Origin of the sequence: Cupriavidus sp. OTU4054, assembly GCF_038440175.1 — a bacterium.
In the GTDB taxonomy this organism is placed as follows: domain Bacteria; phylum Pseudomonadota; class Gammaproteobacteria; order Burkholderiales; family Burkholderiaceae; genus Cupriavidus; species Cupriavidus pauculus_D.
Genome location: NZ_JASATF010000024.1, coordinates 92416 through 115771, shown reverse-complemented (window position 1 = coordinate 115771; position 23356 = coordinate 92416). Strand labels below are relative to the sequence as shown.

Here is a 23356-nt window from a genome sequence, read left to right as displayed (position 1 = left end):
TCAGGCGGCGTCGCGCTGTGCCTGCGTGCGGGCGACGGCTTCGGCGATGCCGGCCTCGAGTTCGCCCAGTCCCTTGGACAGGTTGTGCATCGTGGTCTCGGTGACGTTCGTCAGGACGTCCTGCAGGAATTCCGCACGGCGCGGCAGCGCCTCCTCGACGATCTCCCGGCCCAGCGGCGACAGCGTGACGTTGGTCATGCGATTGTCGCGTTCGCTCGTGGCGCGCTCCACCCAGCCCAGTTCCTGCAACGCCTTGAGCTGCCGCGTGAGCGCGCCCGGGTCCATGCCGACCCGGTCGGCCAGCGGCTTCTGCGCAATCGCGCCCTCGTGCCCGTACAGCGCGTACAGGATGCGCCAGCGCGGCATGGGAAGGCCGATGCGCGCCTCGAACGCCGATGCCCACGCGCGGTAGGTGCGTCCGAATTGCTGCAATACGGCCAGGCTTTGTCGCTCCAGTTCCAATCCACTCTCCAGTCTTCAATCCGCCGCCATCACGGGCTCGTGCACGCGCACGAGCTTGACGGGCGGCACGCGGCGCGAGCGCCAGATGCCGATTACGGCGATCACCGCGGCAAGCGCCATGCCCAGATGGATGGCGCCGACCAGCGACAAACGCGCCTGCTCGAGCAGCAGGGCTCCATTGTGCCCTGCCTGCTGCAGTTGAGTCAGCAAGGCCCCTTGCGCGGCGCGGTCGATCAGGATCTGTGGATCGCTCATGCGCGACGCCCAGTCCATGGCACCAGCCGAACTCAGCGCCCGCTCCACCCCGCCCGTATAGCTGCGGGTAACCAGCGTGCCCACGAGCGCGGTACCGACCATCCCGCCGACCATCCGCAGCGACTGCAACATCGCCGTGGAGATGCCGAGCTGCGAGCGGCCCGCGGTCTGCTGCGCGAACACCGTCAGGTTCGGCATGATAAAGCCAAGACCCAGACCGCCGAACAACATGATGGCGAGCAGGAGGTTATGGTGCATGCCGCGCGTGGCCTGCGTCAATCCAAGACAGGCCAGCGCCAGCAGTGCGAAACCGGCATACAACATGCTGTTCGGTAACGGAATGCGCGTGATGATGCGACCGTTGACGATGCTCCCGATGGTGATGCAGACCACGAGCGGCGTGACCAGGAGGCCCGCATCCTTCGGCGAGTAGCCGAACCCGCCCTGGAACAGCAGCGGCGCATACAGCAGCAGCGAGAACATCACGAAACCGGACAGCACGGCCAGCAGGAACAGCGGCGCGAGTGCCGGATTGCGGAACATGTCTAGCGGCAGGATCGGATTCGGGCACCGTAGCGACCAGCGCCATAGCGCCACGAACGAGGCCACCGACAGCAACAGCAGGCCCACGGTCACGAGATCGAGCCCGCGCTCGGGCAGCCACTCCACCGACAGCTGCATCGTACCGAGGCCCGCGGCGATCAGGAACGCGCCGACCCAGTCGACACGCGTCGAACCGCTGTGCGCCTCCGTGTGCATCTGCTGGCGCAGATGGGGCAGATAGCGCCACGCGAACCACAGGCCGAGCAGGCCCACCGGCAGGTTCACGTAGAACACCGCGCGCCAGCCGTACCACTCGGTCAGGATACCGCCGAGCGATGGACCCACCGCATTGGCGAGGCCGAATGCGGTGCTCATCATCACCTGCCAGCGCAGGCGGACGTGCGCATCGGGAAACAGATCGGGAATGCATGCGAACGCGGTGCCGACGAGCATCCCGCCGCCAATCCCCTGCAACGCGCGCGCCACGACGAGGAACTGCATGCTGTTGGCCATGCCGCAAAGCGCCGAGGCCGCGAGAAACACGATGATCGAGGCGAGCACGAACGGCTTGCGCCCGTAGTAGTCGCCAAGCCGGCCGAAGATCGGCACGGTGATCACGGAAGTCAGGAGATAGGCGGTGGCCACCCACGCATAGAACTCGAACCCTTGCAGTTCGGCGACCACGGTCGGCAACGCGGTGCCGACGACGGTCTGATCCAGTGCCACCAGCATGACGACGAACGCGATACCCAGCATCGCCATCAGCGATTCGCGGAACGGCAGCACCTGTCCAGCGCGCACCACTGCGGCGCCGTTCTGCCCTTCGCGTGACTCGGAGGTCATTTTATTGCCCAATCAATAGTTGCAATGTCAATGATTATAGGACAGTTGAAATGGTTTTGCAGAACGGTGGGCGGATCGTGCGTTTTACTCATCAAACCGGAAGGAATCATCGCTTTCTCTCTCCCGCGCGGCCCTCCAGAATCCCTGCCATACCCGCAACGTCGTGGCGGGGCCATACGGGAGAGGCTGGATGCAGTGGACAGTGGAGACGGTATCGACGGACGTACTGGTGCTGGGCGCCGGCATGGCGGGCTTTCGCGCGGCCCTCGCCGCCCGGGCCACGGGCGCGCACGTCACGCTGGCCTATCGCGCGAAGGGCGCTTCTCCGTACGTCATCGGCTTCAACGCGCCGATCGGCAGCATGGACCCGGCCGACAGCCCCGACGTGTTCTACGACGACATGCTCAGGGGCGGTTACTTCCTCAATGACCGGCGGCTGGTACGCCTGCTGGCGGAAAAGTCGGTCGATGCCTTTCATGAACTGGCCAGCTGGGGCGTGCCCTTTGCCCATTCGGTCGATACGCAAACCGGCGCGAGCCGTGTCCTGCAGCGTCACCTGAGCGGGAATCGCTATCCCCGATCGGTGTTCGTTCCGGAGAGCACGGGCGGCGCCATCCTGCAGGTGATGGCCAATCGCGCGCGGACGCTCGGCATCGGGCAGATCGCGGGGCAGAAGGCCGTCGAACTGCTGCGCGACGGCACCGATGTCGTCGGGGCGCTCCTGTGGAAGCCGCACTCGAACCAGATGACCGCCGTGCACGCGCGCGCCGTCGTCATTGCCATGGGCGGCATCGGCCGTCTCTATGCGGACAGTACCTATCCCGTCGACGTGGGCGCGGACGGGCTGGGCATGGCGCTCGATGCCGGCGCGCGGCTCATCGACATGGAGTTCGTTCAGTTCGAGCCCGTCGTGACGGTCTGGCCGCAGGAATGCCGCGGCATGGAAATGCCGACCTCGATGCTCGGCGACGGGGCGCATCTGCTGAACAACCGCGGGGAGCGCTTCATGCTCGGCTACAACCCGCCTTCCGGCGAACGCGGTATCGAGAAGGCTCGGCTGGCGCTGTTCATCCAGCGCGAGATCGACGAAGGGCGCGGCTTCCCCGAAGGCGGCGTCGCGTTCGATGCCACGGTCCTCACCGACGCGCAGCGCGAAAGCTATGTCTCGCATTGCCGCAGGCTGCGCGCGGCAGGCGTCGAACCGGCGACCACCCCACCCATCGTCGCGCCCGCCGCGCACAGCATGATGGGTGGCGTCGCCGTCGATGGCGATTGCTGGTCCGGTGTGCCGGGCCTCTATGTCGGCGGAGAGGCCGCGGGCGGTGTGCACGGCGCGAGCCGCATCGCCGGCAATGGCTGCAGCGACACGCTCGTCTTCGGCGCCATCGCCGGAGGCGGCGCGGCACGGGGCATGCTGCCCAACCTCGATCGCGACTGGCAAGCCATCGAAGCCGGTGCCATGGCCCGCCTCGCGCATGCGGATGGCGGCGTGCCCGCCGAGGACGTGCAGCACGCCAAGGACGGCATGCGCAAGGTGCTTTCGGCCTCGGCAGGAATCTGGCGCAACGGGCCCGACCTTGCGGCGGGGCTGACCGCCTTCGAAGCGATGCACAAGGAGATCCTGCAGATGCGCGCGGGCAGCCGCGAAGCCGCGGTGGAACTTCGGGAGGCGCGTCGCATGGCGGGCGTCGGCACGGCGGTCCTGCAGGCAGCGCTGGGACGCACAGAAAGCCGCGGCGCGCACCAGCGTACAGACTACCCGGCCATGAACGATGCCCAATGGCTGCATCACATCGCCTTTGCCCGGCGCGGCGATGACGAACTCGTCCAAAGCAAGGAGCCCATCCACTAGACAGCATGGTTTGACCATAAGAGTGCCTACGCACCATCACGACATACGGAGACAACATGCGTTTCAGATCCACACTTTCGCTTCGCGCGCGCGCCTTGCTGATAGGCGCGTTTTCGCTCGCCGCCGCCCTGCCTGGCGCCATGTCGCCCGCCCATGCGGCCGATGCGTTTCCAAGCCGGCCCGTCAAGCTCGTCGTTCCGTATCCGCCCGGTGGCGGCAACGACGTGCTGGCCCGCATCGTCGCGCCGAAGCTGGCGGAGGAACTGAAACAGCAGGTGTATATCGAGAATCGCGGCGGCGCGGGCGGGACCATCGGCACCACCGCCGTGGCGCAGGCCGCCCCGGACGGCTACACGATCCTGATCATCAACACCCTGCCCCACACGTCGGCCGCGGGGCTGTATCCGTCGCTGCCCTACGACCCCATCAAGAGCTTCGCGCCCATCGGCGAGTTCGCCACCGTGTCTTACATGCTCGCGGTGAATCCGAAGCTGCCCGTGCATACGGTCAAGGATTTCGTCGACCTTGCGAACGCAAAGCCCGGCAGCATCAACTACGGGTCCGCCGGCAACGGCAGTGCCACGCACCTTGCCGCCGAACTGTTCAAGTCGGTGACGAAGGCGCAGGTCTCGCATATCCCCTACAAGGGCGGCGGCCAGGCCCTGACCGACCTGATGGCCAATCAGGTGCAGGCGACCTTCGAGAACGTCGCGGCGCTCGTCCCCTACGTCCAGCCCGGCACGCTGCGCGGCATCGCGGTCACGGGTCCCAAGCGCGTGGCCCTGTTTCCATCGCTGCCGACCGTCGCGGAGTCCGGCTATCCGGGATTCGACGTATCGGGCAAGTTCGGGCTGGTCGCGCCCGCGGGCACGCCCGCGGATGTGATCGCCGTATTGAACAAGGCGCTGAACCGCGCGCTCACCGACCCCGACCTCGTCAAGCGGCTGGCCGCGCAGGGCGCGGAAGCGACAACGAGCACACCGGCCGCCTACGACGAACTCATCAGGAAAGAATCGGCCGTGTGGCTCAAGGTCGTGCGGGACACGAACATCAAGAGCGATTGAGCACCGGCGCTTCCACGACAGGAGGAGATGCATGAGCATTCTGATCGAAGCGATGCACGGCGCGTCGCTCGTACTGACGCTGAACCGGCCGGAGGCGCTGAACGCGCTGTCGTTCGAACTGGTGCAGGCGCTACGCGATGCCATCGGCCGCGCGGCCACCCTGCATGAAGCGCGCACCGTGATTCTTGCGGGCGGCCCGCGCGCGTTCTCGGCGGGCACCGACCTCAAGCAGCGCCGGACGCTGTCTCGCGAACAGAAGGCGGAGCAGAGCCAGCTACTGCTGACGTTGAGCGAGGAGATCTGGACGTTGCCCAAGCCCGTGATCGCGGCCGTCGGCGGATGGTGCCTCGGCGGCGGCGCCGAACTGGCGCTGGCCTGCGATCTGCGCATGGCGGCGGACGACGTGACGTTCGGCTTTCCCGAGATGACGTTGGGCGCGTATCCCGGCAGCGGCGGTCCCGTGACGCTCAGCCGCATCGTCGGGGTGTCCCGCGCGAAGGACATTCTTTTCACGGCCCGCCGGCTCGGTGCCGCCGATGCGCTGCGGCTGGGGATGGTCGATCGCGTCGTGCCCGCCGACCGGTTGCTCGAGGAAGCGCTGAACTGGGCGAAAGAGATGGAAGCCACGGCGCCGCTGGCGCTCGCGGCACTCAAGCGTTCCCTGAATGAGGGCGCGAATCTGTCCCTGCGCGACGCGGCCATACTGGACCAGCAGTTGCGCCGCCCCCTCGACACCACCGAAGACAACGAAGAAGGCATGCGCGCCCACTTCGAGAAGCGGCGTCCCGTGTTTCGAGGCCGATGATGGACATGCCCGGCAAGGCGCTGCGCGGTCTGCGTGTGCTCGAATTCTCGGCGGGTTCGCGCGCTGGCCAGTATTGCGGACAATGCCTCGGCGATCTGGGCGCGGATGTCGTGCGCGTCGATGGCGCATGGCCCCCGGACATGACATTCTGCGCGGCATCCCATACGACATATCACGCCGCATTCAACCGCAACAAGCGCGCGCTGGACGTGGACCCCGCTAGCGGCCGCGCGTTGTTGCGGCAGCTCTGCGGCCGCGCCGACGTCCTGCTCGACGCGCTGCCCGCGGGCAGGCTCGACGCGCTGGGCATCGGCTGGTCCGATCTGTCGCGCATCGCGCCCAAGCTCGTCTACGCGCGCGTGACGCCGGCCTCGGTGCCCGGTGGCGCTTGCGCGCCGGATGCCGCCGATCTCATGATGGAGGCCGCCGGTGGCTACATGGGCATCACGGGCGGGCGCGACGGTGCGCCGAGCCGCCTCGGCACCTCGGCACTCGAGGTCATGACGGGCGTCAACTGCCAGTCGGCCATCCTCGCCGCGCTCTTCCAGCGCGCCGCGACTGGGCAGGGACAGTACCTCTCGACGAGTGTGCTGGAATCGGAAATCGCGTTCCTGGCCAATGCCGCCGTCGAACATCTGCTCGGGGGTCCGCAGCCGAAGCGATGGGGATCCGAGCATGCGCAGCAGGTTCCCTACAAGGCGTTCCGGACGGTCGATGGATGGATCGTCGTCGCGGCGGGATTCCAGAACCTGTATGAAGCCTTTGCGCGGGTGCTCGGCCGTCCGGACCTCGCGCGCGATGCGCGTTTCGCCAGCATGGCGGGCCGCGTCGAACATCGCGATGCGCTGTATGCCGAGCTCGACGCCGAAACGGCCCGCTATCCGGCCGCCGATCTGTTGCGCCAGCTGGAGAACGCGGGCGTCCCCTGCGCGCCGGTCAACGATCTGGCGCAGGTGTTCGCGCACAGGCAGGTTCTTCACCACGGCCTGCGCGTCGACCTGGCGGACGCTCCCCCGGACGCCCCACATCCGCACGCCGTGCTCGGTCCCGCCGCCCGGTACTCGGCGTTTCCCGTGACCGATGGCTGGACATTTCCGCCCGGCCCCGGCCAGCACACCGAACACGTGCTGCGGGACTGGCTCGCGCCCTCGAGTCTCTCCGAATCTTCCACCCCCTGACCGTCCCCACTCTGGAGCACTTCTTTCATGGACCTCGAATACTTTCAATCGGCATCCGGCAAGATCGAAGACGTCGTCATCGGCACGACGATCGTCTTCACCAAGACCGTGTCGGAGTCCGATGTCTATCTCTACGCCGGCATTACCGGCGACTTCTCTCCGAACCACGTGGACGAGGAATACATGCGCCAGGGTTCGTATGGCACGCGCATCGCGCATGGCACGCTGCTGATGGGCTTCATGTCGACGGCATCGGCCCGGCTGCGGATCGGCCGCACCGTGTCGCTGGGCTACGACAAGGTGCGCTTTCTGGACGGCGTGAAGTTCGGCGATACCGTCACCACCCGCTACACCGTGGACAGCGTGGACCTGTCCACGCGCCGGATGACCGCAAGGGTGGAATGTCTGAACCAGCACAAGAAGGTCGTCGCCGTGGCCACCCATATCAAGGCGTTCGTCGATTGAACGGTCTCATGCCCGCCAAACCCTATGCAGGGCTGAAGGTCCTCGATTTCACGCGGGTACTTGCCGGCCCCTATTGCACGATGCTGCTGGGCGATCTCGGTGCCGACGTGGTGAAGGTCGAACTGCCGGGCACCGGCGATCCGTTGCGCCTGCAGGGTCCGCCGTTCCATGCCGGCGATGGGCTGACGTTCCTCGCATGCAACCGCAACAAACGCTCGCTCGCGCTGGATCTGAAATCGGCCGAGGGCATCGCGCTGGCGCGTCGCCTCGCGCGCGAGGCCGACGTACTCGTCGAGAACTTCCGTCCCGGCGTCATGGCGCGCCTCGGACTCGATTACGCAAGTCTCGCGGCCGATGCGCCGCGGCTCGTCTACGCCTCCATTTCCGGATACGGATCCGAAGGCCCCGACAGCCGCAGCGGCGCCTTCGACCTGACCATTCAGGCGATGGGCGGCTATATGAGCCTGACCGGTGACGAGGCAGGCGGCCCCATCAAGCTCGGCACGTCGGCCATCGATCTTGCGGCGGGCATGCATTGCCAGGTCGCCATTGCGGCGGCATTGTTGCAGCGGCTTCAGACCGGCACGGGGCAGCACGTGGAAACGAGCCTGCTGGAAAGCCAGGTAGCGCTGCTCGTCGACACGGCCGTCGATTACTTCCGCACTGGCAAGGTACCCGGGCGCAGAGGTGCCGCGAGTACGCATGCCGCCCCTTGCAAGGCGTTTCGCACACGCGACGGCGCATGGCTGGTCATCGATGCCGCACAGGACGACCACTTCATGGCGTTGCTGGCCATCGTCGGCCGCACGAGCATGCAGCGCGACCCAAGGTTTTCCTCGGGCACCGCGCGCTTCGGGCATCAGGCAGAACTCTATGCCCTGCTCGAGCCGCGCATCGCGGCGTTCGACCTCGCGGCGCTGGCCTTCGCCTTGCGCGAGGCCGGCGTTCCGCATGCTCCCGTGCACGACATCGGGCAGGCGCTCGAGCATTGCCGCGCGACCCATCGGGACATGGTGACCTCGTCGGCGGGCGTCGGGGATACCGCGTTGCCGCAAGTGGCATCGGCCGTGAGCTATTCGGCGTTCGATATCGGTAGCGGCTGGACCGCCCCGCCGTCCGTCGGCCAGCACAGCGCCGAGGTGCTGGCCGAATGGCTGGGCATGTCGGCTGCGGACATCGGCGACCTCACTTCCATCGCATTCAACGGTAACTCACGAACATGACGACTCCCCTTCGTGCCGCGCTCGACGGCATCTCCGGCATCCTGTCCCCCCCTTCGACGCCCATGACCAGATCGGCGCCCGCACGTCGCGCCGCGCGGCGTGATCGACTATGTGCGGCGCATCGCTGACGCCGGAGACGGCTTGCCCGTAATGTTATATTTGCGCAACGAAACGATCGGGCTCGAAGCGATTGGCCTGTCGCGCCAGACGACATGGAGGAACTAAGGGCCTTGCTGGAAGCCTGGTGAGGACCCGATGGTCGAACGATGAGTTGGCAACTACCTTCACTGACCGCACTACGCACTTTCGAGGCCGCCGCGCGCCACCTGAGTTTCACGCGCGCCGCGCAGGAGCTGAACCTGACGCAGAGCGCCGTCAGCCGTCAGATCCGCCAGACCGAGGAATACCTGGGCCTGATGCTGTTCCAGCGCGTGAAGAAGCGCCTTGTCCTCACCGAAGCGGGACGCAGCTATGTGGAAGATATCCGCGCGTCGCTCGAACAGATGCAGACGGCCACGGTGAACCTGCTCGCGCACAAGGGCAAGGGCGGCATCATCCGGCTGGCCACGCCGCCCGCGTTCTGCGCGCGCTGGCTCATTCCGCGGCTGGCGGATTTCTCCACGCGCTTTCCCAATATCTTCGTCAATCTCTCCACGCGCGCGCATCCGTTCGACTTCCAGTCGGAGCCGCTCGACGCGGCCATCTATTACGGTGCGAACGACTGGCCCGGCACGGTCGTTACCGAACCGCTCGTGGGCGAGGAGTTACTCGTGGTGTGTTCGCAGGGTTACTACCACGCACATCGCGAGCATCTGCAATCCCTCACGCAGTTCGGACATCATGTGCTCCTGCAGCAGACGAGCCGCCAGACCTGCTGGCCGCAATGGATGCAGAGCCACGGCGTATCCGGCGTCAACGGCATTGCGGGGCCGCGTTTCGAGCATCTCTATATGGTGCTGCAGGCGGCCGTGGCCGGGCTGGGCCTGGGATTGCTGCCGCGTATCCTGATCGAGGACGAAGTGGCCACCGGGCGCCTCGTGGTGCCGTTTCCGGGAACCTTCGTCAGTGACGACGCCTACTGCCTCGTCTTTCCGGAGGCCAAGCGGAACGAGTCGCGGCTCGAGCTGTTCCGCGCATGGATCCACGAAGAAGCCCGCAAGCCGACCGCGCCATCGCCGTAGGCACGCCCCTTCCGCGCGCATGACGTGACAACTTTTTATCGCTTTCTACCCGCGTACCCCTGACACACAATGGGATCGCCACGACGATGGAAACGATAAAGAGGAGACACCCATGCTGCAGAAGTTCACCGTCTTGATGGTCATGCTCGGCGCGGCAATCGGCGTCACGCCCGCGGCGGCCGAGCCCACCTATCCCGACAAGCCCATCCGCCTCATCGTCCCGCAACCGCCCGGAGGGGCCAACGACAACCTCGCGCGCATCGTGAGCGACCGGCTCTCGCCGCGCATCAGGCAGGCCGTGGTCGTCGATAACCGCCCCGGCGCGGGCATCACGGTCGGGACTTCCATCGCCGCAAAATCGCCAGCCGACGGGTACACGATGCTGATGGTCAATTCCATCATGTTCTCGGCGAGCCCGAGCCTGTACAAGAATATTCCGTACGATCCGGTCGGCGACTTCCTGCCCGTCGCGAGCCTCGGCGTCGGCGCCTACGCGCTGGTGGTCGCCGAAAGTTTTCCGGCGCAGAACTTCGCCGACTTCGTAAAGCTGATGAAGGCCAATCCGGGCAAGTACAACTACTCGTCCTCGGGTATCGGCAGCACGCCGCATCTGATCACGGAGATGCTCAAGCGCGCGGCCGGATTCGAGGCCACGCACGTGCCCTACAAGGGCGGCGGTCCCTCCATCGTCGCGTTGATGGGTGGCGAGATCTCGTTCACCGTCGAAAGCACATCGACGATCGAGCCGCACGTCCGGGCCGGCAAGCTGCGCGTACTGGCCGTGACGAGCAACCAGCGGCTCGCGACGTATCCCGACGTGCCGACCGTCGCGGAGAGCGGCATTCCCGGATTCGAAGTGACCGCGCTTTATAGCCTTGCCGTACCCAAGGGCACGCCCCAGGCCGCCGTCGACAAGCTCGGCAAGGAGGTGGCGCTCGTGGTCTCGTCGCCGGAGGTCGGCAAGGCCTTCGACAAGCAGGGCGTCCAGGCGGTGAGCCTGCCCGCCGACCAGGTGCAGGCGCGCACGCGCTCCGAAGTCGCCAACTGGTCCCGGATCGTCAGGGAAGCGAACATCAAGGCCGAATGACCCTCACCCATCCCAAGGAGACAGAACGATGCAGAAGACAGACAAGCCGCTGAGTGGTGTACGGGTTCTCGATTTCACGCGATTCTTTGCGGGGCCCTACTGCGCCCAGCTGCTTGGCGACCTCGGGGCGGATGTGGTCAAGGTCGAATCGCCGGATGGCGGCGATCCGCTGCGCGAACAGGGGCCGCCCTATTTCAAGGACAACGGCATCACGTGGTACGCGACCAACCGCAACAAGCGGTCCATCGCGCTGGACCTTCGCAGCGACGAAGGCAAGCAGACCGCGCGCGCGCTCTGCCTCAAGGCCGACGTGGTGCTGGAAAACTTTCGTCCCGACATCATGGGCCGCATGGGCCTGGACTACGAGGCGCTGGCGGCGGACGCGCCACGACTGATCTATGCGTCGATATCGGGATTCGGTCCCGATGGTCCGGACGCTGGGCTCGGCGCGTTCGATCTCACGATCCAGGGTGTCGGCGGGTATATGAGCATCACGGGCTCCCGCGAAGGCGCGCCGGTCAAGCTCGGCACCTCCGCGTTCGATATGCTTGCAGGGATGAATTGTCAGACCGCGATCATCGCCGCGCTGCTACAGCGGGAGCGAACGGGCCGGGGTCAGCGCGTCATGACCAGCCTGCTGGAGAGCGAGATCGCCTTTCTCGCCAACGCCGCGCTCGAGTATCTGATGACCGGACAGGAGCCCCAGAAATGGGGATCCGAACATGCGCAGCAGGTTCCCTACAAGGCCTTTCAGACCGCAGACGGCTGGGCCGTCATCGGCGCGGGCTTCCAGGGGTTCTTCGAATCGTTCATGAAGATACTGGGTCTTTCGGAACTCGTTCAGGACGAACGCTTCGCCACGATGTCGGGACGCGTGGTGCACCGCGGCGAGCTCTATGCCATGCTCGACGCCGAGGTGCGCAAATGGCCGACCGCGGACATCATCGCGCGGCTCGAGGAAGCGGGCGTGCCCTGCGCGCCCGTCAACAATATGAGCCAGGTCTTCGCGAACCAGCAGGTCCGGCATCGCGGCATGCAACTGACGCTGAATCATCCGCGGTATGGCGAGGTGCCGACGCTCGGCCCCGCGATGCGCTACAGCGGCTTCGATATCACCGATGGCTGGACCGCGCCGCCCGAAGTCGGCGAGCACAGCGAAGCCGTCATGCGGGAATGGCTCGGCTGAACGCCGTCATCCGCGACAGCATCCACTTCCGCAAGGCATCGGCGGCCGGCGACAGTGGCCGCCCCGCCCGCACCAGCAGCTTGGCCTGTGCCGCCTGGAACATCGGATGATGGATCGGCCGCGCGACCAGCTCGCCTGACGCGAGCTCCCGGACGGCGGCGAACTCCGGGGCGAAGGTCACGCCCTTGCCCGCGCGCAGAAAACGCTTGAGGACCACGAGCGAGTTGGCGGTCAGCGCCGGCGCGATGCGCAGTTTTTCGGCATAGGCCACGGCCTGGATCAGTTGCCCCAGGCCGTAGTCCTTGCTCATCAGCGCCAGCGGATGCGCCAGTATCTGGTCCAGCGACACCGGGCCCTTGCGCCGGGCGAGCGGGTGGGATGCGCCGACCAGCAGCTTCACCGGGTGCGATGCGCTGACGCGGCAGTGCGCATCCGCCGCGACGGGCGGGTTGTAGGCCAGGCCCACGTGCGCGATGTCGTCGATCACCTCCGCCACGACATCGCTGACCGACACCACGCTGACCACGACCTCGATTTTCGGATAGCGGTCGGAGAACGCGCCGAGCACATCGTCCATCAGGCTATCGACGAAGCCCTCGCCGATCGCCACGCGCACATGACCGCGTTCGAGCCCGCGCATCTGGTTGAGCTGGTCGTCCAGATGCTGCTTCTGCGTCTGGCACCCACGCCAGTATTCGAGCAGATGATGCGCTGCCTCCGTCGGCAGCATGCCATGCGGCGCGCGTTCGAACAGCACGCTGCCCACCTCTTCCTCCAGCAGCCGGATCTGCCGCGTGATGACCGACGGCGCCGTATTGATGCGGTCGGCCGCGGCGCGGATAGAGCCCAGCGTCAGCACTTCATGAAAGTAACGCAGCCGCCGCTGGTTCACGTCGTTCATTGCGCACCCCGTTTCAGGCGTTGCCAAAATGGCAACTCTATTCGACTTAAGTTGCTATTTCAATCACCCCCTCCCGCCCCTACCATCCGGAATCGTTGTGAGTTCCCTGACTATCATGCGGATTCTGATCGCTGGCTTCCAGCACGAGACCAACACCTTCGCGCCGAGCCGCGCCGACTACGACAACTTCGTGCGCGGCGAAGGCTTTCCCGCCATGTCGCGCGGCGACGCCATGCTCGCGCTGCGGGACGTGAACATCCCCGCGGGCGGCTTTATCGCGGAGGCGCAGGCACAGGGGCATGCGCTGCTGCCCGTCGTCTGGGCCGCCGCCAGCCCCTCCGCGCACGTCACGCGCGCGGCCTACGAGCGCATTGCGGGCGAGATCACCAATGCCGCCGCGCGCCTCGCGCCCGATGCGATCTACCTCGACCTCCATGGCGCGATGGTCGCCGAGCATATCGACGACGGCGAAGGCGAGTTGCTGTCGCGACTGCGCGAGATCGTGGGCCCGCGAGTCCCGATCGTCGCCTCGCTGGACCTCCATGCCAATGTCACCGAGCGCATGCTGGCGATGGCGGACGCGCTCGTCGCGTATCGCACGTATCCGCACGTCGATATGGCCGATACGGGGCGTGCCTGCGCACGGCTGCTATCGCGAATCGCCGGTGGCCAGCGGCTGGCCCGCATCTCGCGGCGCCTGCCGTTCCTGATTCCCGTCAACGCGATGTGCACGCTGATGGCGCCGGCGAAGCAGATCTACGAACGTATCGCCGACCTCGAAGCCACCACCCCGGTCGCCTCGATGTCTTTCACGCCGGGGTTTCCCGCGGCCGACTTTCCCGGCTGCGGCCCCGTGGTGTGGGGCTATGCCGAGGACGCGAACGTGGCCCGCGTTACCGTCGACGCGCTCTACGCAGCCGTCGCGGATGACGAAGGGGCATGGGCCATCGACCTCCTGTCGCCCGACGCCGCCGTGCGCGAGGCCATGCGGATTGCCGCGAACGCCGCGCGTCCGGTCGTGATCGCCGACACGCAGGACAACCCGTTTGGCGGCGCGGACGCGAACACCACGGGCATGCTGCGCGCGCTGATCGACAACGGCGCCACCGACGCCGCGCTCGGCCTGCTCTACGACCCGGCCGTGGCGGCGCTCGCGCACGAGGCCGGCGTCGGTGCCACCATTACCTGCGCGCTCGGCGGCCACTCTGGCGTGGCCGGCGATGCGCCGCTCGAAGCGTCCTTCGAGGTCGCCTATCTGTCCGATGGCCGCTGTGTGTTCGAAGGCCCGATGATGACCGGTTCCAGGGTCGATGTCGGTCCCACCGCGTGTTTGCGCATCGGTGGCGCCGGCGGCATCAGCGTGGTGGTCTCCAGCGCCAAGACCTCGATGAACGATCGCAACCTGTTCCGCATGGCAGGCATCGAGCCGGAGCGCATGAAGATCCTCGTCAACAAGAGCTCGGTGCACTTCCGCGCCGACTTTGGTCCGATCGCGGAAGCGATCCTCGTGGCCAAGGCCCCGGGACCGATGGCCGCCGACCCGGCCGACCTCCCCTGGACATCGCTTGCCTGCGGCATGCGGCTCAAGCCGAATGGCGCCGCCTTCCGCGCAGCCCAATCTTCGCAAGGACCGCAATGAACTCTCCGTTCGATTCCCTCGACCGTATCGCCCGCGCACGCCTCCTCGACGGTCCCACGCCCATCCAGCGGCTGAACCGGCTGGAATCCGTACTTGGCAAGGACGTGGCCATCCACGTCAAGCGCGACGACCTGATGAGCCTCGGCGCTGGCGGCAGCAAGCTCCGCAAGCTCGAGTTCCTGATGGGTGACGCCCTCGCGCAGGGGTGCGATGCGTTCGTGACCACCGGCGGCCTGCAGTCGAATCATGCACGCCTCAGCGCGGCCGCGTGCGCGCGGCTCGGCCTCAAGTGCGAAGTGGTACTCGCCCCGATGGTGCGCTACGACGGCGACGGGTATCGCGACAATGGCAACGTATTGCTGGACAAGCTGCTGGGCGCGACCGTCCACGAGGTGCCCGAAGGTACCGATGCGCTGGCGTTCGCGCACGAGCGCGCGGCCGTGCTGCGTTCGCTCGGCTTCAAACCCTATGTGGCGGGGCTCGGCGGCTCGACGCCCGTCGGCGCGCTCGGCTATGTGTCCGGCGCGCGGGAATTGCTGGCACAGGAAGCGGAGCGCGGCGAGGCGTTCTCTCACATCGTGCTCCCGACCGGCAGTTGCGGGACGCACGCGGGCCTCTCCGTCGGGCTGGCGATGGCCAGCGCGCGGCCCCAACGGCTGCAGGCGTTCACGGTACTGAGCCCTCGCGACGTGGCGATGACGAAGACGCGCGAGTTAATCGGGCACCTGCAGGCACAGCTCGAGTTCGCATCGTCCGAGGCTGCCGACGCGGTACGCATCGACGAAGGCCAGCTCGGCGACGACTACGGCATACCGACCGATGCCATGCGCGAGGCCGTGCGGCTGATGGCGCAGACAGAAGGACTGCTGCTGGACCCCGTCTACAGCGGCAAGGCCTTCGCCGGACTGCTGCACGACATCCGGCACGGCGCCATTCCGCCAGGCAGTAGCGTGCTGTTCATCATGACCGGCGGCATGCCGGGCCTGTTCGCCTACCGGGAGGTGTTCGACGCCGATCAGGTGCGCCGCACGTCGTCGTCGATGTTGTATCCCGATCGCTGACGCGCGGCATCCCTGGGCCGGTCAGCCCCCGGCCCGGAGCGTCCGGGCCGCCGCCACCATGTTGGTCAGCGCCGGCAGTACCTCCGCCCACTGCCGCGTCTTGAGGCCGCAGTCCGGATTTACCCAGAGCCGCTCGCCGGGCACGCGCTCGGCCGCCTTGCGCATCAGTTGCACGATGTGTTCCTGCGACGGGATGTTCGGCGAATGGATGTCGTACACGCCCGGCCCGATCTCGTTCGGATACTTGAAGTCGTCGAACGCGTCGAGCAGCTCCATATCCGAGCGTGACGTCTCGATGGTGATCACGTCGGCGTCCATCTCGGCGATCGACGCGATGATGTCGTTGAACTCCGAGTAGCACATATGCGTGTGGATCTGCGTTTCGTCGCGCACGCCATTGGCCGTGATGCGGAACGATTCCACCGCCCAGTCCAGGTACGCCTTCCACTGCGCGCGGCGCAGCGGCAGGCCTTCGCGCAGCGCGGCCTCGTCGATCTGGATCACGTTGATGCCCGCGCGCTCGAGGTCGAGCACTTCCTCGCGGATGGCCAGCGCAAGCTGGTAGCACGATACCGACCGCGGCTGGTCGTCGCGCACGAACGACCAGTTCAGGATCGTCACCGGGCCGGTGAGCATGCCCTTCATCGGCTTGCTCGTCAGCGACTGCGCATACTGGATCCATCCCACGGTCATCGCCTTCGGACGGCTGATATCGCCGAACAGGATCGGTGGCTTGACGCAGCGCGAGCCATAGGACTGCACCCAGCCGAACTGGCTGAACGCGTAGCCTTCGAGCTGCTCCCCGAAGTACTCGACCATGTCGTTGCGTTCCGCTTCACCGTGCACCAGCACGTCGAGGCCCAGCGCTTCCTGCTCGCGCACGCTGCGGGCAATCTCCGCTTCCATTGCCGCCCGATAGCGCGCATCGTCGAGCGCGCCGGCCTTGTACTGGCTGCGCGCATGGCGAATGGCCGCCGTCTGCGGGAACGAGCCGATGGTCGTGGTCGGGAACAGCGGTAGCTTCAGATGCGCGGCCTGCTTCGGTGCGCGGTCCGCATACGGGCGCTGGCGTTTGCCGAGCGCGGCGTCGATGGCGGCCACGGCGGCCTTGACCGCGGGATTGTTCACACGCGGCGACTGGCGACGCGCGTCGATCGCGGCGCGGTTGGCCGACAGCGCGTCGGCCACGCTGTGCCGACCATGGCGCAGCGCGCCGGCCAGCACCCGCAGTTCGTCGAGCTTCTGCAGCGCGAACGCCAGCCACGATTTCACGTCGGCATCGAGCTTCTGCTCGCTGGCCAGATCCACCGGCACGTGCAGCAGCGAGCAGGACGGCGCGATCCACAGCCGGTCGCCGAGTTGCCGCGCCACGGGCTCGAGCCAGTCCAGTACGGCGTTCAGGTCCGTCCTCCAGATATTGCGGCCGTTGATCACGCCGAGCGAGATCACGCAATCGGCCGGCAGGCCCGCGATCAGCGCGTCCACTTCGCCGCGCGCGTTGATGGCATCGAGGTGCACGCCCTGCACTGGCAGTTCGCACACCAGCGGCAGATTGTCGAGCAACTGGCCGAAGTAGGTTGCCAGCAGCAGCTTGACGCCAGCACCGTTCAGCGTGGCATAGGCCGTGCGGAACGCCGCGCGCCATGCGTCGTCGAGTTCCGTGACGAGGATGGGCTCGTCGATCTGCACCCATTCGACGCCCTGCGCGGCGAGCGTCGCCAGCAGTTCCACATAGGCGGGCAGCAGACGCGCCAGCAGCGCGAGCTTGTCCGAGTCATCCTTGGCCTTGCCCAGCGCCAGATAGGTCAACGGGCCCACGATCACGGGCTTGGCCTGCACACCGGCCGCGCGCGCTTCGGCCAGATGCTCGAGCAGGCGCGACACATCGAGGCTGAACGTCGTGGCGGACGAAAACTCGGGCACGATGTAGTGATAGTTCGTGTCGAACCACTTGGTCATCTCGCCGGCGGCCACGCCACCGCAGCATGCGGCATGCTCTTCCGCGGATTGCGCCGAGCGACCGCGCGCCACGCGGAAGTAGTTGTCGAGCGCATCGCCATGAAAACCCTGCACGCGCTCCGGCAGGTTGCCGAGCGTGAAGCTCATATCGAGCATCTGGTCGTAGAACGCGAAATCGCCAACAGGTACGAGGTCCAGCCCCTTCTGGTCGTTCCAGTGCCGCCATCGCAGCGCGGCACCGACGCGCGTCAGTTCCTCGCGCGAGGATTCGCCCTTCCAGTAGGACTCGAGGGCAAACTTGAGCTCGCGCTTTGCGCCGATGCGCGGGAAGCCGAGGTTATGGGTCTTGGTCATCGCAGGTCATTCCGTATTCAGGTCGATGCCCGATTCTAGAAATCACCGGCCATGAAGTAAAATGGTCATTTTTCAGAAACGTATGAATCCTGTTCATACGCAACATCCGCACGCTATGCATCAGCACCGCCGCCGGGCACCTTGTACGGGAGTAAGCAACACCGTCTTGTCCTTAAGCAAATCCAGTCATCAGCAGCGCGGTCCTCTCGCTCGCATCGCGAAGCAGATCATGGCCCCCACCGTCAGTGCCCCCGCGGCAATCGACAGTGACACACCGAAGCTGCCCCTGCGCGCCACCGTCGTTGCCGCCAGTGGCGGTCCGGCGATCTGGCCCACGGCGTAGATCGCCGTCATCAGGCTGATCAGCGTCGGGGAGCGCGGGCCCGCCAGGCGGTGGGCTTCGCGCATCGAGACGGCGATCAATGCGGTGAAAGGCAGGCCTACCAGCACGCTGCTGAGCGCGAGGCCGTTCGTCGATTGCCATGCGGCCGCGAGCGCGACGCCGACCGCCTGTGTGAGGTACAGCCCCGACAGCATGCGCCAGTTGTCCCGATGGCTGCCGACACGCGTGACGAGCGCCGCGCCGATGGTCACGCCCACGCCGAACAGTGGCCAGAACAGATCCACCCAGATGCTGCCCGGCATCGCCTGCCGCGCGATGACGGGCAGGAACGTCGCGGTGATGATGTAGCCGAAGCCGGCCAGCCCGTAAGCCGCGGTTAGCGCGAGCGCGCGCGGGGCGAGCCACGGCGCCGAACCCCCATCACCGGCCCCATCACCGGCCCCATCGCCGGGCCCATCGCCGGGCCGCGTTACCGCGCCGGTGGGCCATGGCGTGAGCACGCGCCAGATCGCCGCGACGAGTACCACGCCCACGCCGGCAAAGCACGCCCACCCCTGCCGCGCGCTCCAGTGCATCGCCGCCATCGCGAATGCGGGCATCCCGGTAAGGACGATGCCGACGCCCGTGCCGCAGAACATCAGCCCGATCCACGTGGGACGGCCAAGCACAGTCAGCCCCTGCATGCACCATGCCGTCGCGTGAATCATGACGAGCGCGCTCGCCATGCCGGCCAGCGCGCGCCAGAGCATCCATAGCGCCAGACTGCCGGGCAACGCCATGGCACAGGTGAGCAGCACCGTGAGCACCAATGCGTATCGCGCCGTACGCGCGGACTCCGTACGCCAGACCAGACCGAGCAGCGATCCCGCGAGATAGCCCGCGTAGTTCGCAGTGGCCAGCGCCCCACCCTGCGAGAGCGTGACGGTGCCGTCGTGCAGCATCATCGGCAGCAGTGGCGTGAATGCAAACCGGCCGATGCCGAGCGACACCGCAAGGCAGACGAGTCCTGCAACGGCCACGGTCCATGGGCCGGTCACCGGCCTCGCGCCGTCAGCGCCCTCGACAGCCCTCGCGATGGCCATCAGTGCGTGGCCCCCGCCGACTCCCTGACGTCCTGCACCGTCGCCAGCGATGTCGCGACCATGACCTCGATGGCCGCAATCAGCGTCCGCACATCGAGGCTCGGTGCCCCGGGATGATGGGCGGCCATCTCCGGCAGATACGGCACGTGCACGAACCCGCCGCGCAATGCCGGCCGCTCCGTCGCGATGTAATGCGCGAGCGAATAGAAGATGGTGTTGCAGTTATAAGTGCCCGCCGTCTGCGACACCGACGCTGGAATGCCCGCCTCGCGCAATGCGCGCACCAATGCCTTGATCGGCAGCGTCGAGAAATAACCGACCGGACCGCCCCCGACCACCGGCACATCGACGGGCTGCCGCCCGGCATTGTCCGGAATGCGCGCATCGACGATATTGATCGCCACGCGTTCGATCGACACATCGGGACGGCCGCCTGCCTGTCCGAGGCACAGCACGAGCACGGGATCGACCGTCTCGATATGGCCGATCAGCGCCTGCCGCACCTCGCCAATCACGCAAGGCAACTGGCGCGCCACGATGCGCGCCTCACCGACGACGCGCCCGTCCACCGCACGCACCGCCTCCCATGAAGGGTTCAGCGTCTCGCCATCGAATGGCTCTATGCCCGTTACCAGTACTGTGTCCATGGAATCCCCCGTGCACGAAATCATCGAAACAGATATCGTAAGCATCTGATCCGCATTCCTGAAATGGATATTCGATATCCATGACATTCACAGCATGAATCTATCCCGCGTCGATCTGAATTTGCTCGTTACGTTCGAAGCGCTCTACCAAACCCGCAATGTCACGCTCGCGGGCCAGCGCCTGAACCGCGCGCAACCGTCGGTCAGCAACGCGCTCACGCGCCTGCGCGCGCTGTTCGGCGACGATCTGTTCGTGCGGGGTACCGCCGGCATGCAGCCGACCGAATTGGCGCACGCGCTGATGCCCGGGATATCGCTCGCGCTCGATCATGTCCGTCAGACCATGGGTCAGACCGTGGCCTTCGACCCCGCAGTGCCGGCGGGCCGCCGCTTCACCATCGCCGCCAGCGACTACGCAGACGTCGTGCTGCTGCCGCATGTGATCGGCCGCCTTCGGCGATCGGCACCCGATATCGACCTGCGCGTCATGGCGCTGGACCGCGCCACCATCCACGATCAGCTCGATCACGGCGTGGCGGATGTCGCCATCAGCGGCCACCTGTCCACGCCAAAGCGCATGGTCCGGACGACGCTGTATCGGGAAGATTTCGTCTGCATCGCACATCGCGAGCATCCACTGCTGCGCGGAACCCGCCAGCGCCGCACGATCGATCTCGCGACTTATCTGAAGCTGCCGCATGCGCTGTTCGTCCCCAGCGACGACGGCTCGCGGCGCGGCGTCATCGACGGCAGGCTGGAGCAATTGGGCGAGCATCGCCGCGTGGCCGCGACGTTCTCGCATATCGTCGCCCTGCCGCTCGCCGTCGCCAGCAGCGATCTCGTGGCGACCATGGCCAGACGCGCGGCACAACAACTCGCCACGCCTGATGTCAGGATCTACGAACTGCCGAAGGCACTGACCGAGACCGCGTTCGATATCGATCTGATCCACACGCGGCGGGCGCGCGTGGATGCGGGCGTGACGTGGCTGCGGGAAGAGATCGCCGCAGCCGTGCAGGCGCTTTAGAGGCCGGTCATTTCTTGAGCGGCGGATAGCCCTGCGTGAAAATCCACTCGGTCGCCTTGGCCGGCGTATGGCAGGCCAGGCAGTTCTGCTTGTAGTTGAAGGTGGGCATCGGCACACCGCTTTTCATCGGCAGATTGCGGGAGGCCACGGTCGGCTTGCCATCGTCGAACCACGCCCATCCCCAGCCATCGCCCCACGTGTCACCCTGCGGATAACGCCCCTTGGCATCGCGCACCATCACGAACCATCCGCGAAGTTTCTCCGAATGGCTGACGGTGCCCGTGGTCATCGGCTCGGTTGCCGCGACGTACACTTCCTTCACGAGCACGGTGCCGTCGGGAAAGCTCCCGTTCTTGCGATAGGCATCGATGGTGCCGGGCGAGGCATAGACGACGTGGAGTTCTTCCGAGCCCGCCCCCTGATCCTTGGCGACGGCCCACGTGCCAAGAAAATTGTATGTGGTGCGATAGCCATCGGGCACACGCAGCTTGCCCGAAGCATCGACCGCCGCACCGGACTTGTCGGCCGCCGACGCGTGCGGCGCATGGATGGCAACGCCGATCGACATGGTGGCCACGGCGGCCACTAACGCACCGCGCCACCCGCGACGCACCGATCCTCGATATGCACTCATTTGCCGTTCCCCTGCTTGTGGTGTCAACAAGCATGGTTCAGCACAATGGGCTCCGCAATACTGCCTTGGTAGAACGAGATATGGCCGAGGGCGTGGTGGGAAACATGCTGTCGTCATGTGACAACACCCCCCTTCAAGGGGCAGCGTAGGAAGTGGGTCGTTTGCTAATCTCGGCGCCTTCCAGTGCTGACCGTTCAAACGCATGCGTTTCGCTCGTAAGGTTCTTCTGCTGATCGCAGTCTTTCTCGCTGGTCCCGCATTTGCGGCGCCCGGCCAGCCTCTCCCCATGCAGGCCTGGCACCGCAAAGCGATCGGCTTCAGCATCGCGGTCTATTACCTCTCGCCGCCGGCGTCGGACCCACAGAAGGCCGCGCGGACCCTGGCAGCCGATCCACGGTACCGGTTGAAGGTCGCAGGTAAACTCGACAAGACCGCCTTCGATACCGCACTGCTGAAGATCGACCATAGCGCCAACGCGGCCCACGACTACGCGCCGCCGTCGCTCGAGTCTTTGCGCTATTTCGGACGCGGCCTGACACTGGACCAGGCGCAACGGCTGCAGAAGGCAGCGCAGGTCATCGTGTTGACATTCGCGCATCCGGGCCATCAGCCATCCAATGCCCTTTATCGCGCGGAATTGTTCGTGGCGGAGCTCGCCCGGCAAGGTCAGGCCATCATTTGGGACGTGGAAACGCGCGAGGCATTCACCCCTGAGTCGTGGGATACAGATCGCCTGCAAACCTGGGAGAACGGGATTCCAGACGTATCGAAGCAGATCGTCATTCATGCGTACAACAACGACGGGCGCACCCGCGCCATTACACTCGGCATGGCGCGCTTCGGCGCACCGGACCTCGCCATCAACGACACCGTCTGGTCGTTGAATACGCCGCTAGGCAATGCCCTCAATGCCGCGGCACAACAACTGACGGAACAAGGACCGCCGGACGAAAAAGGCCTACTGCAGCTGAATATAGCGACGATACGCCATACCGCAGTGCGCAAGCGTTTGAGTTCTGGCGTCGTCGCGGGAGGTAGCGGACAGGGGCGCCTGCGTCTCGTCGAAGCTTCCGCGGAAGCAGGAGACCCCGATAACCTCATCGCCGCGTTGACGTTCGATACCTATCCAGGCAGTAGCGCTACCGAACGTCAGATTGGCTTCATCAAGTCCGTATTTGGGTCACAATCCGACGAGGTTGTCGCGGTACGCCAACGCGCCGCCTTGCGCGAAGCCAGTGAGCGAGCCCGGCGGCAACTGCCAGCGCTTCAGAAGGCGTTTGTGCGAGGACTCGCACCTGGCGAACGACTTGAGTTCAAGGTTCCGTTCACCATGACAAACGGTGGAGGACGCGAGTACATGTGGGTCGAGGTCCTCGAGTGGAAAGGCGAGCAGATCAAGGGGATGCTTCTGAGCGATCCACGATATGTCGCTGGCCTGAAGGCCGGGCAAATCGTGGAAACGCGTCAGTCAGATGTGTTCGACTACATTCGCCGCTCGCCGGACGGGAGGACTGAGGGCAATGAAACCTCAAAACTCTTGAAATAGTGCCCGTCAACTGGCTCTT

At 66.1% G+C, this 23356-nt stretch carries 20 protein-coding genes; 13 read left to right on the top strand and 7 right to left on the bottom strand.

What is annotated here, in order from left to right:
- Both AAHB16_RS24800 and AAHB16_RS24795 read right to left on the bottom strand, forming a co-directional pair.
- Entirely contained in the window at positions 1 to 462 is a 462-nt protein-coding gene (locus AAHB16_RS24800; RefSeq protein ID WP_150375062.1) for a MarR family winged helix-turn-helix transcriptional regulator, read from the bottom strand.
- Between the two features lie 15 nt (positions 463 to 477).
- Positions 478 to 2103, bottom strand: a complete 1626-nt coding sequence (locus tag AAHB16_RS24795) for an MFS transporter (RefSeq protein ID WP_223851767.1) — start codon at positions 2101 to 2103, stop codon at positions 478 to 480.
- Between the two features lie 190 nt (positions 2104 to 2293).
- Here AAHB16_RS24795 and AAHB16_RS24790 point away from each other — a divergent pair, with 190 nt between their 5' ends.
- The 9 genes from AAHB16_RS24790 (at position 2294) to AAHB16_RS24750 (ending at position 12144) form a co-directional block, all read left to right on the top strand.
- Positions 2294 to 3955 carry an FAD-binding protein gene (locus tag AAHB16_RS24790; protein ID WP_342052242.1) on the top strand — a complete coding sequence of 554 codons (1662 nt, stop codon included), beginning with the start codon at positions 2294 to 2296 and terminating at the stop codon, positions 3953 to 3955.
- Positions 3956 to 4011: 56 nt separating this feature from the next.
- Complete coding sequence (locus AAHB16_RS24785; protein ID WP_150375064.1) at positions 4012 to 5019, top strand: Bug family tripartite tricarboxylate transporter substrate binding protein; 1008 nt, start codon at positions 4012 to 4014, stop codon at positions 5017 to 5019.
- A gap of 31 nt (positions 5020 to 5050) precedes the next feature.
- Entirely contained in the window at positions 5051 to 5824 is a 774-nt protein-coding gene (locus tag AAHB16_RS24780) for an enoyl-CoA hydratase/isomerase family protein (protein WP_150375065.1), read from the top strand.
- Positions 5821 to 7002, top strand: a complete 1182-nt coding sequence (locus AAHB16_RS24775; protein ID WP_342052241.1) for a CaiB/BaiF CoA transferase family protein — start codon at positions 5821 to 5823, stop codon at positions 7000 to 7002. The genes AAHB16_RS24780 and AAHB16_RS24775 overlap by 4 nt, the downstream gene beginning before the upstream one ends.
- Positions 7003 to 7029: 27 nt before the next feature.
- A complete protein-coding gene (locus AAHB16_RS24770) occupies positions 7030 to 7467 on the top strand; it encodes a MaoC family dehydratase (protein ID WP_150375067.1) in 438 nt (145 codons plus the stop codon).
- Positions 7468 to 7475: 8 nt separating this feature from the next.
- Positions 7476 to 8690, top strand: a complete 1215-nt coding sequence (locus AAHB16_RS24765; protein WP_342052240.1) for a CaiB/BaiF CoA transferase family protein — start codon at positions 7476 to 7478, stop codon at positions 8688 to 8690.
- Positions 8691 to 8956: 266 nt separating this feature from the next.
- Entirely contained in the window at positions 8957 to 9871 is a 915-nt protein-coding gene (gene gcvA, locus AAHB16_RS24760; protein ID WP_150375069.1) for a transcriptional regulator GcvA, read from the top strand.
- 112 nt (positions 9872 to 9983) lie between these two features.
- Entirely contained in the window at positions 9984 to 10958 is a 975-nt protein-coding gene (locus AAHB16_RS24755; protein ID WP_342052239.1) for a Bug family tripartite tricarboxylate transporter substrate binding protein, read from the top strand.
- Positions 10959 to 10986: 28 nt separating this feature from the next.
- Positions 10987 to 12144 (top strand): CaiB/BaiF CoA transferase family protein, encoded by a 1158-nt coding sequence (locus tag AAHB16_RS24750; protein ID WP_150375071.1) that lies wholly within the window; start codon positions 10987 to 10989, stop codon positions 12142 to 12144.
- On the opposite strand, the gene AAHB16_RS24745 is transcribed toward AAHB16_RS24750, so the two are convergent.
- Complete coding sequence (locus AAHB16_RS24745) at positions 12122 to 13045, bottom strand: LysR family transcriptional regulator (RefSeq protein ID WP_342052238.1); 924 nt, start codon at positions 13043 to 13045, stop codon at positions 12122 to 12124. The two genes, AAHB16_RS24750 and AAHB16_RS24745, sit on opposite strands and share 23 nt — an antisense overlap.
- A gap of 115 nt (positions 13046 to 13160) precedes the next feature.
- Here AAHB16_RS24745 and AAHB16_RS24740 point away from each other — a divergent pair, with 115 nt between their 5' ends.
- A complete protein-coding gene (locus AAHB16_RS24740) occupies positions 13161 to 14684 on the top strand; it encodes a M81 family metallopeptidase (protein WP_342052250.1) in 1524 nt (507 codons plus the stop codon).
- On the top strand, positions 14681 to 15745 hold the full coding sequence (locus tag AAHB16_RS24735) for a D-cysteine desulfhydrase family protein (protein ID WP_342052237.1): 1065 nt from the start codon (positions 14681 to 14683) through the stop codon (positions 15743 to 15745). Before AAHB16_RS24740 ends, AAHB16_RS24735 begins: the two co-directional genes overlap by 4 nt.
- Before the next feature lie 21 nt (positions 15746 to 15766).
- On the opposite strand, the gene metE is transcribed toward AAHB16_RS24735, so the two are convergent.
- The 3 genes from metE to pcp all read right to left on the bottom strand — a co-directional run bounded on the left by metE (position 15767) and on the right by pcp (position 20130).
- Positions 15767 to 18058, bottom strand: coding sequence for a 5-methyltetrahydropteroyltriglutamate--homocysteine S-methyltransferase (gene metE, locus AAHB16_RS24730; RefSeq protein ID WP_342052236.1), 2292 nt, complete (start codon positions 18056 to 18058; stop codon positions 15767 to 15769).
- 189 nt (positions 18059 to 18247) lie between these two features.
- Entirely contained in the window at positions 18248 to 19438 is a 1191-nt protein-coding gene (locus AAHB16_RS24725) for a YbfB/YjiJ family MFS transporter (protein WP_342052235.1), read from the bottom strand.
- 44 nt (positions 19439 to 19482) lie between these two features.
- Entirely contained in the window at positions 19483 to 20130 is a 648-nt protein-coding gene (gene pcp / locus AAHB16_RS24720) for a pyroglutamyl-peptidase I (protein ID WP_150375077.1), read from the bottom strand.
- 94 nt (positions 20131 to 20224) lie between these two features.
- Here pcp and AAHB16_RS24715 point away from each other — a divergent pair, with 94 nt between their 5' ends.
- Positions 20225 to 21157, top strand: coding sequence for a LysR substrate-binding domain-containing protein (locus tag AAHB16_RS24715; protein ID WP_150375078.1), 933 nt, complete (start codon positions 20225 to 20227; stop codon positions 21155 to 21157).
- A gap of 7 nt (positions 21158 to 21164) precedes the next feature.
- Here AAHB16_RS24715 and AAHB16_RS24710 read toward each other — a convergent pair whose 3' ends face one another.
- Positions 21165 to 21791, bottom strand: a complete 627-nt coding sequence (locus AAHB16_RS24710) for a cytochrome P460 family protein (protein ID WP_342052234.1) — start codon at positions 21789 to 21791, stop codon at positions 21165 to 21167.
- A 202-nt stretch (positions 21792 to 21993) separates the two neighbouring features.
- On the opposite strand from AAHB16_RS24710, the gene AAHB16_RS24705 reads away from it, so the two are divergent.
- The gene (locus tag AAHB16_RS24705) at positions 21994 to 23337 is read left to right on the top strand and encodes a DUF2314 domain-containing protein (protein ID WP_342052233.1); all 1344 of its coding nucleotides are present in this window, start codon (positions 21994 to 21996) and stop codon (positions 23335 to 23337) included.
- Positions 23338 to 23356: the final 19 nt, after the last annotated feature.

Bases quoted from the DNA above. Each gene is read 5' to 3' on its own strand.
- AAHB16_RS24795 (WP_223851767.1), bottom strand. From the start codon at position 2,103: ATGACCTCCGAGTCACGCGAAGGGCAGAACGGCGCCGCAGTGGTGCGC.
- AAHB16_RS24790 (WP_342052242.1), top strand. From the start codon at position 2,294: ATGCAGTGGACAGTGGAGACGGTATCGACGGACGTACTGGTGCTGGGC.
- AAHB16_RS24785 (WP_150375064.1), top strand. From the start codon at position 4,012: ATGCGTTTCAGATCCACACTTTCGCTTCGCGCGCGCGCCTTGCTGATA.
- AAHB16_RS24780 (WP_150375065.1), top strand. From the start codon at position 5,051: ATGAGCATTCTGATCGAAGCGATGCACGGCGCGTCGCTCGTACTGACG.
- AAHB16_RS24775 (WP_342052241.1), top strand. From the start codon at position 5,821: ATGATGGACATGCCCGGCAAGGCGCTGCGCGGTCTGCGTGTGCTCGAA.
- AAHB16_RS24770 (WP_150375067.1), top strand. From the start codon at position 7,030: ATGGACCTCGAATACTTTCAATCGGCATCCGGCAAGATCGAAGACGTC.
- AAHB16_RS24765 (WP_342052240.1), top strand. From the start codon at position 7,476: ATGCCCGCCAAACCCTATGCAGGGCTGAAGGTCCTCGATTTCACGCGG.
- gcvA (WP_150375069.1), top strand. From the start codon at position 8,957: ATGAGTTGGCAACTACCTTCACTGACCGCACTACGCACTTTCGAGGCC.
- AAHB16_RS24755 (WP_342052239.1), top strand. From the start codon at position 9,984: ATGCTGCAGAAGTTCACCGTCTTGATGGTCATGCTCGGCGCGGCAATC.
- AAHB16_RS24750 (WP_150375071.1), top strand. From the start codon at position 10,987: ATGCAGAAGACAGACAAGCCGCTGAGTGGTGTACGGGTTCTCGATTTC.
- AAHB16_RS24745 (WP_342052238.1), bottom strand. From the start codon at position 13,045: ATGAACGACGTGAACCAGCGGCGGCTGCGTTACTTTCATGAAGTGCTG.
- AAHB16_RS24740 (WP_342052250.1), top strand. From the start codon at position 13,161: ATGCGGATTCTGATCGCTGGCTTCCAGCACGAGACCAACACCTTCGCG.
- AAHB16_RS24735 (WP_342052237.1), top strand. From the start codon at position 14,681: ATGAACTCTCCGTTCGATTCCCTCGACCGTATCGCCCGCGCACGCCTC.
- metE (WP_342052236.1), bottom strand. From the start codon at position 18,058: ATGACCAAGACCCATAACCTCGGCTTCCCGCGCATCGGCGCAAAGCGC.
- pcp (WP_150375077.1), bottom strand. From the start codon at position 20,130: ATGGACACAGTACTGGTAACGGGCATAGAGCCATTCGATGGCGAGACG.
- AAHB16_RS24715 (WP_150375078.1), top strand. From the start codon at position 20,225: ATGAATCTATCCCGCGTCGATCTGAATTTGCTCGTTACGTTCGAAGCG.
- AAHB16_RS24710 (WP_342052234.1), bottom strand. From the start codon at position 21,791: ATGAGTGCATATCGAGGATCGGTGCGTCGCGGGTGGCGCGGTGCGTTA.
- AAHB16_RS24705 (WP_342052233.1), top strand. From the start codon at position 21,994: ATGCGTTTCGCTCGTAAGGTTCTTCTGCTGATCGCAGTCTTTCTCGCT.